The 14218-nt window shown below is 60.0% G+C and carries 11 protein-coding genes; 8 read left to right on the top strand and 3 right to left on the bottom strand.

All coding sequences use genetic code 11. The features are described from left to right. Positions 1–57: 57 nt before the first annotated feature. Complete coding sequence (ilvD, locus tag AWB64_RS20795) at positions 58–1920, top strand: dihydroxy-acid dehydratase (RefSeq protein WP_060857319.1); 1863 nt, start codon at positions 58–60, stop codon at positions 1918–1920. 50 nt (positions 1921–1970) lie between these two features. Here the strand turns inward: ilvD and AWB64_RS20790 are convergent, their stop codons facing one another. Further along, positions 1971–3272 carry an aspartate aminotransferase family protein gene (locus AWB64_RS20790; protein ID WP_060857318.1) on the bottom strand — a complete coding sequence of 434 codons (1302 nt, stop codon included), beginning with the start codon at positions 3270–3272 and terminating at the stop codon, positions 1971–1973. Between the two features lie 84 nt (positions 3273–3356). Here AWB64_RS20790 and AWB64_RS20785 point away from each other — a divergent pair, with 84 nt between their 5' ends. Further along, positions 3357–4241, top strand: coding sequence for a LysR family transcriptional regulator (locus AWB64_RS20785; RefSeq protein ID WP_060857317.1), 885 nt, complete (start codon positions 3357–3359; stop codon positions 4239–4241). A gap of 44 nt (positions 4242–4285) precedes the next feature. Here AWB64_RS20785 and AWB64_RS20780 read toward each other — a convergent pair whose 3' ends face one another. Continuing rightward, complete coding sequence (locus AWB64_RS20780) at positions 4286–4690, bottom strand: RidA family protein (protein ID WP_060857316.1); 405 nt, start codon at positions 4688–4690, stop codon at positions 4286–4288. Between the two features lie 148 nt (positions 4691–4838). Between AWB64_RS20780 and AWB64_RS20775 the strand changes: the two genes are divergently transcribed. Next, the gene (locus AWB64_RS20775; RefSeq protein ID WP_060857315.1) at positions 4839–5768 is read left to right on the top strand and encodes a LysR family transcriptional regulator; all 930 of its coding nucleotides are present in this window, start codon (positions 4839–4841) and stop codon (positions 5766–5768) included. A 33-nt stretch (positions 5769–5801) separates the two neighbouring features. Here AWB64_RS20775 and AWB64_RS20770 read toward each other — a convergent pair whose 3' ends face one another. Then, positions 5802–6272 (bottom strand): MarR family winged helix-turn-helix transcriptional regulator, encoded by a 471-nt coding sequence (locus AWB64_RS20770; protein ID WP_060857314.1) that lies wholly within the window; start codon positions 6270–6272, stop codon positions 5802–5804. A gap of 223 nt (positions 6273–6495) precedes the next feature. Between AWB64_RS20770 and AWB64_RS20765 the strand changes: the two genes are divergently transcribed. The 5 genes from AWB64_RS20765 to AWB64_RS20745 all read left to right on the top strand — a co-directional run bounded on the left by AWB64_RS20765 (position 6496) and on the right by AWB64_RS20745 (position 14215). Then, a complete protein-coding gene (locus AWB64_RS20765; RefSeq protein WP_060857313.1) occupies positions 6496–7416 on the top strand; it encodes an AraC family transcriptional regulator in 921 nt (306 codons plus the stop codon). A gap of 189 nt (positions 7417–7605) precedes the next feature. Further along, positions 7606–8643, top strand: coding sequence for an alpha/beta hydrolase (locus AWB64_RS20760; protein WP_060857312.1), 1038 nt, complete (start codon positions 7606–7608; stop codon positions 8641–8643). 744 nt (positions 8644–9387) lie between these two features. Further along, positions 9388–10632: a PucR family transcriptional regulator gene (locus tag AWB64_RS20755; RefSeq protein WP_060857311.1), complete on the top strand. Its 1245-nt coding sequence runs from the start codon at positions 9388–9390 to the stop codon at positions 10630–10632. A gap of 523 nt (positions 10633–11155) precedes the next feature. Continuing rightward, the gene (locus tag AWB64_RS20750; protein ID WP_244164132.1) at positions 11156–11809 is read left to right on the top strand and encodes a helix-turn-helix domain-containing protein; all 654 of its coding nucleotides are present in this window, start codon (positions 11156–11158) and stop codon (positions 11807–11809) included. Positions 11810–12013: 204 nt separating this feature from the next. After that, positions 12014–14215 (top strand): TerB family tellurite resistance protein, encoded by a 2202-nt coding sequence (locus tag AWB64_RS20745; RefSeq protein ID WP_060857310.1) that lies wholly within the window; start codon positions 12014–12016, stop codon positions 14213–14215. Positions 14216–14218: the final 3 nt, after the last annotated feature.

Below are 14218 nucleotides of genomic sequence, written 5' to 3'. Positions count from 1 at the left end.
GCTGTCCCCACGCCCGCCGCAATACCATTTTCACGACAACAATATCTGAGGATACAGATGCCCCACTATCGGTCGAGAACATCTACCCATGGCCGTAACATGGCCGGCGCCCGCGCCTTGTGGCGCGCGACCGGAATGAAGGACGATGATTTCGGCAAGCCCATCATCGCCGTGGTGAACTCGTTCACGCAGTTCGTGCCGGGTCACGTACATCTTCGGGACCTGGGCGCGCTGGTGGCGAAGGAGATCGAAGCGGCCGGCGGCGTCGCCAAGGAATTCAACACCATCGCGGTCGACGACGGCATTGCCATGGGTCACGGCGGCATGTTGTATTCGCTGCCTTCCCGCGAACTGATTGCCGACTCGGTCGAGTACATGGTCAACGCGCATTGCGCCGACGCCATGGTGTGCATCTCCAATTGCGACAAGATCACGCCGGGCATGCTGATGGCCGCCATGCGCCTGAACATCCCCGTGGTATTCGTCTCCGGCGGTCCAATGGAAGCGGGCAAGGTCAAGTCGCCCACCGACGGCCAGGTGATCGCGAAGATCGATTTGATCGACGCAATGATCAAGGCCGCCGACTCCCGGGTCAGCGACGCGGAAGTGGCGGAAGTCGAGCGCAGCGCGTGCCCCACGTGCGGTTCCTGCTCGGGCATGTTCACGGCGAATTCGATGAACTGCCTGACAGAGGCCATCGGCCTGGCATTGCCCGGCAACGGCACGATTGTCGCCACGCATGCATGGCGCAAGGGTCTGTTCGAGCAGGCCGGCCGTCTGGTCGTGGACCTGTGCCGCCGTTATTACCAGGAAGAAGACGCGTCGGTCTTGCCGCGCAGTATCGCCAGCAAGCAGGCCTTCGAGAACGCCATGACGCTCGACGTCGCCATGGGCGGTTCGACCAATACCGTGCTGCATCTGCTCGCGGCGGCGCAGGAAGCCGGCGTCGACTTCACGATGTCGGACATCGACCGCATTTCGCGCAACGTGCCGTGCCTGTGCAAGGCCGCGCCCGCAACCGACAAATATCACATTGAAGACGTGCATCGTGCGGGCGGCATTCTTGGCATTCTCGGTGAACTGGCGCGTGCCGATCTGCTGGATCTGTCGTGCGGCAACGTGCATAGCGGCACGCTCGGCAACGCGATCGCCAAGTGGGACGTCGCGGGCGGCGCGGGTGAGGAAGCGCAGAAATTTTTCCGCGCGGCGCCCGGCGGCATTCCGACCACCGTTGCGTTCAGCCAGGAAGCCACGTTCGCGTCACTCGATACCGATCGCAAGACCGGCTGTATCCGCAGCAAGCAGGACGCGTATTCGAAGGACGGTGGCCTCGCCGTGCTGTACGGCAATCTTGCGGAGAAGGGGTGTATCGTCAAGACGGCGGGTGTGGATGAATCGCAATGGATGTTCTCCGGACGCGCGCGCGTTTTCGAAAGCCAGGACGACGCCGTCGAAGCCATTCTGGGCGACAAGGTCGTGGCGGGCGACGTGGTCGTGATTCGCTACGAAGGCCCGAAAGGCGGCCCCGGCATGCAGGAAATGCTGTATCCCACGTCGTATCTGAAATCCAAGGGGCTGGGCAAGCACTGCGCGCTTTTCACCGATGGACGTTTCTCGGGCGGTTCGTCGGGACTCGTGATCGGGCATGCGTCGCCGGAAGCGGCCGAAGGCGGCACGATCGGGCTGGTGGAAGAGGGCGATGTGATCGAGATCGACATTCCGAAGCGCAAGATGCATCTGGCGGTATCGGATGCGGAATTGGCACGCCGGCGCGAAGTCATGGAAGCGCGCGGCGACAAGGCGTGGATGCCGGTGAATCGTGAACGGGTGGTGTCGCTCGCGTTGCAGGCCTATGCGGCGCTTGCAACCTCGGCGGATCGCGGCGCAGTGCGCGATATCTCGCAACTCAAGCGCAAGTAAGGCGCGTTGGCTCCGCCGCGGCAACTGCGACGGAGCCAATCGCCTGGCAACTACATTGAACGCTCGATCGCCTGCCCGAGCAGTTCCAGGCCCAGGTCGATCTCGTCCTCGCTGACCGTCAACGGCGGTGCGATCCGGAAGACGCCGCCCATTCCCGGCAATTGCACGATGTTCATGCTGAGCCCGAGGTTCATGCACTCACGGGTGATCGTTGAACCAAGGCCGTCGGCGGGCTCTTTCGTGCGGCGATCCTTCACTATCTCCATTCCCAGAAGCAGCCCTCGTCCGCGAATATCGCCGATGCACTCATAGCGCTCCATCAGGCCGTGCAATCCGCGCCTGAGCCGCTCGCCCATCACGTTCGCACGCGCAACCAGCCCATCGCGCTCCACCACATCCAGCACGCGCAGGCCGATTGCGGCGGGAAGCGGATCGGACACATGGGTCGTATAGAACAGGTAGCCCAGTTCGTGGGCCCGTTCTTCGATTTGCGCTGAAGTCACCACGGCTGCAAGCGGAAGACCGGCGCCCAGCGTCTTCGACAAAGTGAGGATGTCGGGCGTCACGCCATCGCGCTGGCAGGCGAACATCGTTCCCGTGCGCCCGACCCCGGTTTGCGCTTCATCGAGGATCAGCAGCATGCCGCGCTCCTCGCACTTGCGCTTCAGTGCCGCCATGTAGCCCACCGGCAATTCGATGATTCCGCCCGAACTGAGGATAGGCTCCGCAATGAAAGCCGCGAGATTGCCGCTGGACTGCCGATCGATGAGATCGAAGGCGTAGTCGAGTTCAGACAGGTAATCGTATTCGCCGTTGCGCTCGAAACGTGGCCGATACAGAAACGGCGCGGGAATCGCGAAGGAGCCGACGGCTGCGGGGCCGACACCCTTGCGCCCTGCGCTGTAGGTGGCGGACGCCGCCGCGCCCGTCATGCCGTGCCAGGACTGCGCAAAACCGACGATTTCATATTTTCCCGTGACCAGCTTCGCCATGCGAATGGCAGCTTCGTTGGACTCCGCGCCGGTGCTGAGCAGGAGCGCCCGGTCGAGCCCGTCAGGCGTGATCTCGGCCAGGCGCGTGGCCAGGTCGACCACTGGGCGCGAGAGCATTCCGCTGAAGAGGTGGTCGAGCTTTCCGGCATATTCGTTGATGACCGACACGATTTCCGGATGGCTATGCCCGAGCACCGCGCTCATCTGCCCCGATGTGAAATCCAGTATCGCGCGGCCGTCCGCGTCATAGACAAAACTGCCCTGGGCTCGCTCGATGATCATCGGCTCGAAGGTGCCGCCGTAGCGGATCAGGTGCTGGCGGGCGTTATGCCAAAAGGTTGCATCATCGTTTCGGGACACCTGTTTCTCCTGGACTGGACTGGCGTGGCGGGAATGACTTGCAGTCTAGATGGCTCTCTGGTTTCATAGAAACGAATAGTTCTTATGGAAGATAGAAGCGAGCCTGATACCTTGAGCCTTTCTCTTGAAATCGATTTGCTGCGAACGTTTACTATCGTGGCCGAAGTCCGGGCGCTTAGCCGCGCCGCCAGCCGGATTGGGCGGACCCAGTCCGCACTGAGCCAGCAGATGAAGCGCCTGGAAGAAATTGTCGACCAGCCGCTGTTTCAGCGCACGGGTCGAGGCGTCGTCTTGACCAATCCCGGCGAGCGCTTGCTGATCCATGCCCAGCGCATTTTGCGATTGCACGACGAAGCGATGGCCGATTTGTCCGGAAAAGGCTTGTCCGGAACCATCCGGTTCGGCTGCCCGGACGACTACGCCGCTGTTTTTCTCCCGCATTTGCTGCGTCAGTTTTCGAGCCAGCACCCGCATGCGCTGGTGGAAGTCATATGCGCGCCCACTCCGCGATTGCTGGAGCAAATCGAGATGCATGCGCTCGACCTCGCCATGATCTCGTTGCCGGAGGATGCGGCAAACGGTGACATCATCCGCCGCGAACCGCTCGTCTGGGTCGGCTACGCGGGCGTGGATGCCGCGCGCTTCGACCCGTTGCCGCTCGCACTTTCAGATCCGGATACACTCGATCACATCGCGGCTTGCCAAGCGTTGCGGCGCGCGGGCAGGGCCTACCGCGTCGCCTACGCGAGCAGCAGTCTTGCCGGACTTACGGCCCTGGTCCGCTCGGGTCAGGCGGTGGCTGTCATCACCCAGACGGCCGTTGCTCCGGACCTTCACATACTCAATGGCGAACCCGCACTTCCGCCGTTGCCGAGTATCGGCATCACGCTGAAGTTCGAGCGGGAGCGTCCGTCGCACCTGACCACAGCGTTCGCCGAGCACATCAGGCTTACGCTGTCCTTGCTGTAATTGAGCGAGGCTAAATACGGCCGCTCCGTGCGTTTTTAGCCAGATCAATCGTTGCTGACATCTGGCAACTTCGCGATCACCTTGATCTCGAACTGAAATCCATAGAGCCACGTCACGCCGACGGCAGTCAGCGTCGGGTGTGGCGCGGCGCCCCAATACTCGGGTACGAGTTTCCAGATGGTGTCGAACTTCGACTCCGGATCGACGATGAAGACCGTCACGTCGACTATGTCGTCGAAGGTGCAGCCTGCGGCCGCGAGAATCGCATTGAGATTGTCGAACGCGAGCCGGACCTGAACTTCAAGATCGGGCTCGGGCGAGCCATCCTCACGGCTGCCGACCTGCCCGGACACGAACAGGAAGCCATTCGACCGGACTGCCGGCGAATAGCGATTGTGTTCATAAAGCGCCTGGCGCCCTGGCGGAAAAACCACATCGCGCGTTGTCATGAATTACCTCCAGTCGGTGGGTCGACTTGACCCGTTATCAACGAAGAACGGACTTTAAGGATTCATGCGCTGCGGATAAACGCGCATCTCTGACCATCACTGTTTGTAGAATGCAAACAATCCCCGAACTATTTGGAGCACGGATCAGATGGACCGTTTTGATGCAATGCAGGCATTCGCCCGGGTGGTGGAATCGGGCAGCTTCACGAAAGCCGCCGAGACGCTTCACATCAGCAAGACCAGCGTGACGCAACTGGTGCAGCAGCTTGAGGCACGGCTGCGCGTTAGGCTGCTCAACCGCACCACGCGCCAGGTCAACCTCACTGCCGACGGCGCCGTGTACTACGAACGCGTGGTCAGGCTCCTCGCCGACATGGACGACGCCGAGACCGGTTTGTCGAGTGCGTCGGTGTCGCCGAGGGGACGGCTGCGGGTGGATGTGCCCAGCCCGCTGGCCCGCCTGATCCTGGTGCCGGCATTGCCCGCGTTCCACGCGCAATACCCCGACATCCAGCTTGATATGGGCGTAAGCGATCGCACCGTGGACTTGATTGGCGAGACGGTGGATTGCGTCGTGCGGGGCGGCGAGCTGACCGACCAGTCCCTGATCGCACGGCATGTGGGCGATCTGCAACTCAGGGTTTTCGCGGCGCCGAGCTACCTGGAGCGCGCCGGCACGCCCACGCATCCGCAAGAGCTGGAAGATACGCATCACCGGATCGTGGGTTTCCGCTGGGCGCGCACCGGCAAGGTCTTTCCCTATGCGATGCGCGGTGACGGCGAGAGCGTCAACGTGCTGGGCCGCTATGTGCTGGCTGTCGATGACGGTAATGCCTATCTTGCAGCCGGTCTGGCGGGCCTAGGCGTTCTATGGCTGCCGGACTACATGTCGGGGCCGCATCTGGCGCGTGGCGAACTTGTGCCGCTGTTCGAAACCTGGCGCCTCGATCCGATGCCGCTTTATGTGGCGTTTCCACCGAACCGGCATGTCAGCATCAAGCTGCGCGTTTTCATCGACTGGGTTGCCGAGTTGATGAAGGAACATGCGCCGGTCGCAGGCCGCGGCGATTCGCAATAATCAACGGGCGCGCTGAGACGCCGTTTCGCCCATTCACTCTTCAGCGGCTGCGGCAGCTTCCAGCAGGCTCTTTCGCACAGCGAGAACGCTGCGCCTGAGCTGCCGGAGCGCGTCCGGCGAGAGCCCCGTCGCCCCATCCACGCACGACGGCATATCACGTGCCTTCTGCCGCATCGCTGCCCCGCTCCTGGTCAGGCACACGCGCACCTGCCGTTCGTCGGCGGGGTCGCGGTTCCGCGAGACGCATCCCATCGCCTCGAGCCGCTTGAGCAGCGGGGTGAGCGTATTGGACTCCAGGAACAGTTTCTCGCATAACTCGCCGACGGTCTGATCGTCGCTCGCCCACAGCGACACCATCACGATGTACTGCGGATAGGTGAGTCCCAATGACTTCAACAACGGCTTGTACACGCGGCTGAACGCGTGCCCCGCCGAGTACATGGCAAAACAGACGAAGTCGTCGGGCTGCAGCGCAGCTTCCCGTTTCTCAGAGACATTGGTCATTGGCATTGCTCCCACGTGTGAGCCTCAATTCTAATACAAGCCGATTATATCTCATGCGATTTAATCTTTCGCGCTTGACACGAGCGGAAGTCCGTATAGACTATGTCGTACGCGATTAAAGCGCATAAGATATAAATCGAAGCAACAGCCGCCCGCGAGGCTGCGCGAAGACGATGTCATCGCCCGGTTTTTGTTGGACGGCTGCGTTCTTGAGGAGTGGGTCATGGAAATGCAGTCGCACGGTCCGAGGAAGTATCCGAGTTCGACGGTTGTCGCGTCCTCAGCGGGCAAGAACTGGCGTGAAATCGCCGGCGAGCTGCGCTCTCATCCCGTGAGCGAGATGCCCGGACTGGTGCCGCAGCAGATGGAAATATCGATTGCCCTGCGTGGACGGCATGACGGATGGGTAATACGAACGGGAGCGGGCGAACGCCAGAAGACCCGCCCGGTGGCGGGCGCGATCTGGTTGTCGCCAATCGGTATTGCCGATACGGATATCAGCATCACCAAGCCGCTTCCCAGAATCCTGCATCTGTACATACCGGCTCATAGCTTCAGGCTTCTTGCGGACGAGTATGACCTGCCGGCATCGCCGGCGCACTCGATCCACTATCTCGCCGGACTACAGGACGAGTTGATCCGGCAACTTGGTCTGGCCGTGCTCTCCGAGATGTGCCAGGAGACCGCGTCGGGCCGCATGCTGGTCGAGACCTGCTCGCTGATCCTCGCAGCGCGTCTCGCGCACCGCTATGGAGATGGCTGGTCCGCGAAGATTCCCAGGAACAACGGGCGGCGGCTCGATGAACTGCGTCTGCGGCGGGTTCAGGACTATGTGGTCGAGCATCTGGAAGAAGACATCTCGGTTGCCGATCTCGCGGCCGCAGCGAACCTGAGCGCATTTCACTTCACCCGGCTTTTCACGGCAGCCACGGGCATACCGCCGCATCGCTATGTCGGGCAGCAGCGCCTGGAAAGGGCAATGACGTTGCTGGCGGCGGGCACCATGCCGCTCAGCGTCATAGCGCTCAACTCCCGGTTCTCGTCGCAGGCCAGTTTCAGCCGCGCGTTCCGCCGCGCGACGGGTACGTCGCCAGGGCAATATCGCCGGCTTTTCAGGCAGGCGGCCGAGGAGGGTGCCAAATGAGCAGGCCGGGTAAAAACTCAAGCATGCACGGTAAAGACGCGCGCGGTCCGCCCGTACAAAATCCATCCGTTGAATGCAATGACGGTGCGATAGCGCTACTCCGAATGCATCAACGGCTCGAACCTCTCGTCATGCCCGCGACATTACGTGCGGCACCGCGTATCCAACTTACTGAATCGAGCAAAGACAATGAACCGATCATCCATAGTCCGGGCAATCTGCCTGATAGGAGCAAGCATCGTGACCCAAGCCGCCCTCGCCGCCCCCAATGTAGCGGACGACCCGCATCTGGATCCCCAGGTCCGTTCGTTCCTGGTCCAGATCAACAAGGACAGCAGCCCGTTCTGGACGCTGCCTCAACCGAAGCCTCAGGAAGCTCTCACCGCGCTGCAGTCACAAACGCCGGTGGACATGTCAGGTGTGACCACGACCGAGAGGACGATCACGCAGGACGGGCATCAGGTCAAGTTGTACATCATGAAACCGGAGCACGTGAAGGGCAAGCCGGGCGTCCTGCTGTTCCTTCACGGTGGCGTGTGGATAGTCGGCAATTTCCAGAATCATCAACGCTTGCTGCGCGATCTCGTCGTCAAATCAGGGCAGGTTGGGGTGTTTGTGGAGTACACGCCGCTTCCGGAAGCCAAATATCCCACGCAGCCTGAAGAGTGCTACGCGGCTTTGAAGTGGGTTGCCGAGCATGCCAATGAGTTCGGCGCTGACGGCAGCCGTATTGCGGTTGCGGGAAATTCGGTCGGCGGCGATCTTACTGCCGCGGTCACGCTGATGGCGAAGGACCGCAAGGGCCCGAAGATCAGCTATCAGGTGCTCTTCATTCCGGCGACGGATGCAAGCGTCGATACGGAGTCCTACCATAATTATGGAACCGATCGCTTCCTTTCGCGCGACTTCATGAAGTATGGCTGGGACCTGTACGCACCGGACGAGAAGACACGCAACAATCCTTATGTGTCGCCGCTGCGGGCGAGCACCGAGGAACTGCAGGGCTTGCCCGCAGCGCTGGTCGTCACGGCCGAGAACGATCCGCTGCGGGACGAAGGAGAGGCGTACGCGCGCAAATTGAAGGAGGCTGGCGTGAGCGTCAATGCCGTGCGATACAACGGCACGATTCATGACTTCGTGTTGCTGAATGCCTTGCGGCATGTGCCGTCCACCGAGGCTGCGATCCAGCAGGCAAGCGAAGCCATCCGTCTGCATCTCAACCCCTGACGAAGCCCATGACGCGGTGCGGGCGCTGAGCCGCACCGCGTTGGAATGGGTCGCGGAGTTGGATCAGAACGGTATCAATGTTTGGTAATAGCCAAGGTATGGGGCCGCGTGGCCGCGTGGCTCCAGACTATGCGTGCCATGCGTCGGTTTGCTGACGTCTGAACATAGGCGACGAGTTTCATTACTACGGCATGGACGCACTGCAAAAAGTGGTAGTAATTGGCAGCTTGCTTCTCCGATAGAAGCGACCCACCCTAGTTGACCCTTCTTATTCACACTTCCTACGCGTACAAACGCGCACGGATGCACCACAACGCTGATCCGCGACGATCCTCAAGACGTCCCAACGCGGAGGCGGACGCCTGTGCGTTTCCTGTTGCCTGAAGATGGGTGTCAGCTTCAACTCGCGGCCGGCGTTCGGCCCCGCGGCGGACCTTCGTGCCGCGACCGGCGCGAAATTCATTCATTGAGCATTGATCTAAATCAATGCCTTAAGCGCATTTTGTGCATCGAAAGTTAGTCCGCATTTCAGCCGTATAAAGAGCCGCTCACGAATCTTTTTGGCGCTAACATGAGGCGTCTTCGTCACCTATCATTATCCAGATCGACACGGCTGCCTGGCCAATCTCAGCCTCCGCCAACGCCCTTTTATTGCATTGCGCTTGTGTGTTTCCAAGGTGGTTGTGTCTGGCCAATGTGCCGTCACATCGTGCCAAGATCCGATCTATAAGCGAGAACTGCATCGTGATAGCCAGCGTGCCCGCGATTTCCCCGCTGCTGCGTGAACTGACGGAGCAACTTTCATCCGATCGTTCAAGCGTGATAGATCGCATGTATGCGACGCTGATCAATATTGAGGGTTATCGCGATCTCGATCTGGCCGTCAAGCTTGATATTCGCGATTCAATAGGCTGGTCCGCGAAGTTATGGTTCGAGTCGATCCTGAGCGGAGCGCCGCCATCGGAAGAGGAGCTTCAAGTCTTCCAGGCGTTCGGCCAGAGACGGGTGCATCAGGGCGTATCGCTGCAGACGATCTTGCAAGCCTTCAGGCAAGGCACTCGCGAACTCTGGTGCCTGTATATCGAGTCGGCCGATAAAAGCAACGAGCTACGCGACGAATTGCTTTTTCGGATTTCCCCGTACCTGATGGATTATTTCGACGTGATGGCTCAGATAAGCGCCCGGTCGTATCTCGACGAACAATATCGGCACACAAGATGGCGCGAGTCGCTCAGGTACCAACTGAACACCATCGTGATGAATTACCCGGAAGACAGCGATGGATTCAACAGAACGGCAGCGGCCCTGGGCCTTGATGCGTCGGTGCCAAGGATCGCGCTCGCCGTCGAGGTTGGGCCCATCGACAATAATTCGCCGACGTTCGATAACGAACTGGACCGTATAGTGGCGGCTATCGGGCGACGCCTGAAGGTCTTGAGTAACGATCTCCTGAATACCTGGTATCGCGGGCGATTACTCGTCTGGGTGTCTTGCACGGTAGGAAACCCCATCAATGAAAACGACCGCCGGATTGCTCGGGATATCGTTTCGGCTGCGCCATTATCCCCGGAGATCATGGCGATCGGAATCGGTCTGATGGGCGTGGGCGCAGCCGGTTGGGCGGCGTCTGCCAACGAAGCCGCGCATGCGCTCAGCTTCGGCCGGGCCCATGCAGGCGAAGACCGCGTTCGGCTTTATTCGGACATTGTCATCGAGGAGAGCGTGCGCGGTACGAGCAACGCGCCGCGCTATATCGTTTCGCTGCTGGAGCAGTTATCGAGTGAGCCGGACTTGCTGTTGACGTTGCAAACGTACTTCGAACAGGCCCAGCGGAGAAAAGCCACAGCGAGCGTTCTGGACATTCATCCCAACACGTTGAATTACCGTCTTGAACGGATCGAGAAACTGCTGGGCGCTGACCTCGACGATGCGGGCTGGCTTGCAAAGCTCGACGTCGCCATCAAACTGCGCGGCGAGCGAAGTTTGTGACCGCCGCCCGCGCGCGGCTTGTTTTGACGAAGTTGCGAAAACGAATGAAAGACCCCGACCTCATGTTGAGAAGCATGCTGTCATTGTCCAGATGAAGACTCATGTTGGAAAAACAGCAGATCCATTGTTACTTTGCACAAGGCTATTTTCCGGAATTTGGCCTATGCTTATTGGCGCCGGACTAGGCAAGTTCCCTTGAGGAGCACGAGCAAACCTACTCGATGCCGACCTTTCATACTTCGAATCCGATGCATGAGCGTGAGACCACCGGTACGAGAGCAGATTTCAATTTCGTCAAAGTTGAGGACATTCCAACCGTTCCATTTTTAGCGTCCCGATCAGGCATTGCTATTGCAACCATAAAGGCGCGAAAAGTATGTCTTTGACTATCAAATTCGCGGCTGGACAGCAAGCATTCTGTCCCTCGTCGTGCCCGCCCGATCAAGTAATAAGCGAAGCAAAAAGCGGCATCGCGAAACGGTCTGGAGAGAAGTGTTCGCAATGCGCGATGAAGGCGATTTGCATGCCGCCGGAAATCAGCAGGATCGAGTTGCTTCGCCTGGATTCCATTATCTGCACCAAGCGCGACATCAACCGCGGTCAGCCATTGTTAAAGGCCGGCGATCCGTTTTACGGCATTTATCTGGTGCGCACGGGGTGCTTCAAGACCAGTGTGATAACCGATAGCGGCCGCGAGCAGATAACCGACCTGAATCTGACAGGCGATCCGCTTGGCCTCGACGGCATCTCTGCCGTCAGTCATCGTTTTAACGTGATCGCGCTTGAGGACAGTACCGTGTGTGTCGTTCCGTTCCATTCGTTCGAGCAGCTATGTTCGGAAAGCGAGACCATGCAACGTCACCTGTACCGGCTGTTGAGCGACAGCATCGTACGGGAAGCGGGACTGGCCGCGATACTCGGAACGATGTCCGCCGATCAACGCATCGCAACCTTTCTTCTGGGCCTGTCTTCGGCATTCAAGACGCGCGGCTACTCCGAGAAGCGGTTCACGTTGCGGATGAGTCGCGAGGAAATCGGCAATTATCTGGGCATGACGGTCGAAACTGCCAGCAGGGTGCTGTCCAAATTCGAACGGAACGGCCTCCTGGGCATTCGCGGCAGACAGGTTCATCTGCTGAATCTCGACGCGTTGAGGGCGAGGGGACGCGCGGCTTGAACTGGCGATTGCCGAATGCTCATCGGTTCCCATCGATTTATTTGCGGCTATTCACAAGGTTGTCATATGGATCTCCTCGGCCGATAACCGGATGAATGCGCCCGCGCATATTTTGACTTTTCACAAGGAATGTCATCGGCGGGAACGGTGATCGCCGCGATCGACGGTAGCTTGGCATCTTGAGTGCTTCTCGAGGAGTCAAGTATGTCCGATGTACCAGACGCAGTGAAACGCCTCGCGGCGCCTGCGCAGGATGCGGCGGAGTATTGGGTCGATGCATGGCAGCGCGGCACATTGTTTCTTGACGTGCTGCGCCAGCGAGGCGACCTCTATATCGATCACATGCACGCCGGCAAGCCTCCCGTGCTGACTTTCGACTACGAGCTTGTCGCGAGCGGCCGCGATTTGCCGGCCCCGGCGAACTATGCACTTGCGCGCATCATTGCTCCGCCTGGCCTACCCGCGATGGATCCGAAGAAGCGTCCATTCGTTGTAATAGATCCGCGTGCCGGACACGGCCCGGGTATCGGCGGCTTCAAAATGGACAGCGAAATCGGCATTGCGCTGCAACAGGGGCATCCCTGTTATTTCGTGTTCTTCTATCCGCGGCCGGAACCGGGCCAGACCATCGAGCGCGTTGCGCGGACCGAGGCCGCGTTTCTCGAACGCGTCGCCGAACTGCATCCCGACGCCGAAGGCCAGCCCTTCGTGATCGGCAACTGCCAGGGTGGATGGGCGCTGATGATCCTTGCCGCATCGGAGCCTGAACGTGTCGGGCCGATCCTCCTTGCGGGGTCGCCAATTTCATACTGGGCCGGCGTCGAGGGCAAGAATCCAATGCGCTACTCGGGCGGCATGCTCGGCGGGACGTGGCTTGCTTCGTTAGCGGGCGATCTCGGCAACGGCACGTTCGACGGCGCGTATCTGGTCAATAACTTCGAACAGATGAATCCGGCGAACACGTATTGGAAAAAGCTCTATAACGTGTACTCGCATATCGATACCGAACCGCCGCGGTTTCTGGAGTTCGAGCGATGGTGGGGCGGCCATTTCCTGATGAACAAGGAGGAAATGGAGTGGATCACGCAGAATCTTTTTGTGGGTAACCGGCTGTCGGCGGGCGAGGTGGTATCGGCGAATGGCGAGATACGCATTGATCTGCGCAACATCCGCTCGCCCGTTATCGTCTTTGCATCCTGGGGCGACGACATCACGCCGCCGCAGCAGGCGCTCAACTGGATTCCCGACCTCTACGACAGCGTGGAGGCGATCCGTCTCCACGAACAGACAATCGTCTATTGCCTGAACGAAAAGATCGGACACCTTGGCATATTCGTGTCGGCGGGCGTGGCAAAAAAGGAGCATGCCGAACTCATCAGCGCACTTGATCTGATCGACACGCTACCGCCCGGTTTATACGAAGCCGTCATTGAGGACACCCGGCCGGATCTGCCCGGCCTGGAGTTTGTCGAGGGGCGCTATCTGATCCGCTTCGAGATGCGTGAGATCGAAGACATCCTGGCGCTCGGTGACGGTCGAGATCACGAGCGCGCATTCGAGGTAGTCGAACGCGTGGCCGAGATCAACCAGGGAATCTATGACACGTTCCTGTCGCCCTGGGTGAAAGCCCTGTCGAATCCATGGACTGCCCAATGGAACATGCACATGAACCCGGCACGCGTCGAGCGATGGCTGTTCTCGGATCTGAATCCGGCGATGTGGGGCGTGAAGATGCTCGCCGATACAGCACGGCAGAACCGTCATGCGGTTTCATCGGACAACGCATTGCTCGCGGGCGAATACGCCATGTCGCACGCGATCGGGCAAGGGCTGGACGGGTATCGTGCCGGCCGCGACTCGGCGGTCGAACTCATCTTCAAGTCGATCTATGGATCGCCGTGGCTCGCAGCGCTGGTTGGTCTCAAGCCGGCATCCGCGCGACGCCGCGCGCTGGAGACGAATAGCTGGATTGAAGAGGAGTTCAAGCGGCTGAAACGACGCGAACTGGAAGCGACGTTCGAACACGGCACGTTGCTCGATGGCGCAATACGCATGCTCATCTATTGCGGCCGCGATCTCCACGTGGTCGACGAGCGTCCGTTCAATGCAATGCGCCACATGCTCCGCGAGTCCGGTCTGGATGACCGCATACGCATTGCCGAGCTCAAGCAGGTCGTGAAGCGTCAAACGTTCCTCGTGCTGTGGAATGAAGAGCGCGCGCTTGCCGGCCTGGCTCGCCTGTTGCCGACGCCAGCAGACCGCCGCCGGGCGCTCGATGTAGTGCGCACGCTTGCGGCCACGCGCGGTGAAATCGTCCCGGCGCAGCAGGCGCGTCTTGATCGCGTTGCGGAGGTCCTTGCAATCGAGCCGCGCGAGAAACGCGTGAAATCGGCTCAAGCGAGTTGACGG

This window comes from Caballeronia sordidicola (genome assembly GCF_001544455.2).
In the GTDB taxonomy this organism is placed as follows: domain Bacteria; phylum Pseudomonadota; class Gammaproteobacteria; order Burkholderiales; family Burkholderiaceae; genus Caballeronia; species Caballeronia sordidicola.
Note: the sequence above shows the minus strand (reverse complement) of the source record. Positions and strands in the feature narration are given on the sequence as shown.

Bases quoted from the DNA above. Each gene is read 5' to 3' on its own strand.
- ilvD (WP_060857319.1), top strand. From the start codon at position 58: ATGCCCCACTATCGGTCGAGAACATCTACCCATGGCCGTAACATGGCC.
- AWB64_RS20760 (WP_060857312.1), top strand. From the start codon at position 7,606: ATGAACCGATCATCCATAGTCCGGGCAATCTGCCTGATAGGAGCAAGC.
- AWB64_RS20780 (WP_060857316.1), bottom strand. From the start codon at position 4,690: ATGACAACGCGCGATGTGGTTTTTCCGCCAGGGCGCCAGGCGCTTTAT.
- AWB64_RS20745 (WP_060857310.1), top strand. From the start codon at position 12,014: ATGTCCGATGTACCAGACGCAGTGAAACGCCTCGCGGCGCCTGCGCAG.
- AWB64_RS20770 (WP_060857314.1), bottom strand. From the start codon at position 6,272: ATGACCAATGTCTCTGAGAAACGGGAAGCTGCGCTGCAGCCCGACGAC.
- AWB64_RS20785 (WP_060857317.1), top strand. From the start codon at position 3,357: ATGGAAGATAGAAGCGAGCCTGATACCTTGAGCCTTTCTCTTGAAATC.
- AWB64_RS20775 (WP_060857315.1), top strand. From the start codon at position 4,839: ATGGACCGTTTTGATGCAATGCAGGCATTCGCCCGGGTGGTGGAATCG.
- AWB64_RS20750 (WP_244164132.1), top strand. From the start codon at position 11,156: ATGCCGCCGGAAATCAGCAGGATCGAGTTGCTTCGCCTGGATTCCATT.
- AWB64_RS20765 (WP_060857313.1), top strand. From the start codon at position 6,496: ATGGAAATGCAGTCGCACGGTCCGAGGAAGTATCCGAGTTCGACGGTT.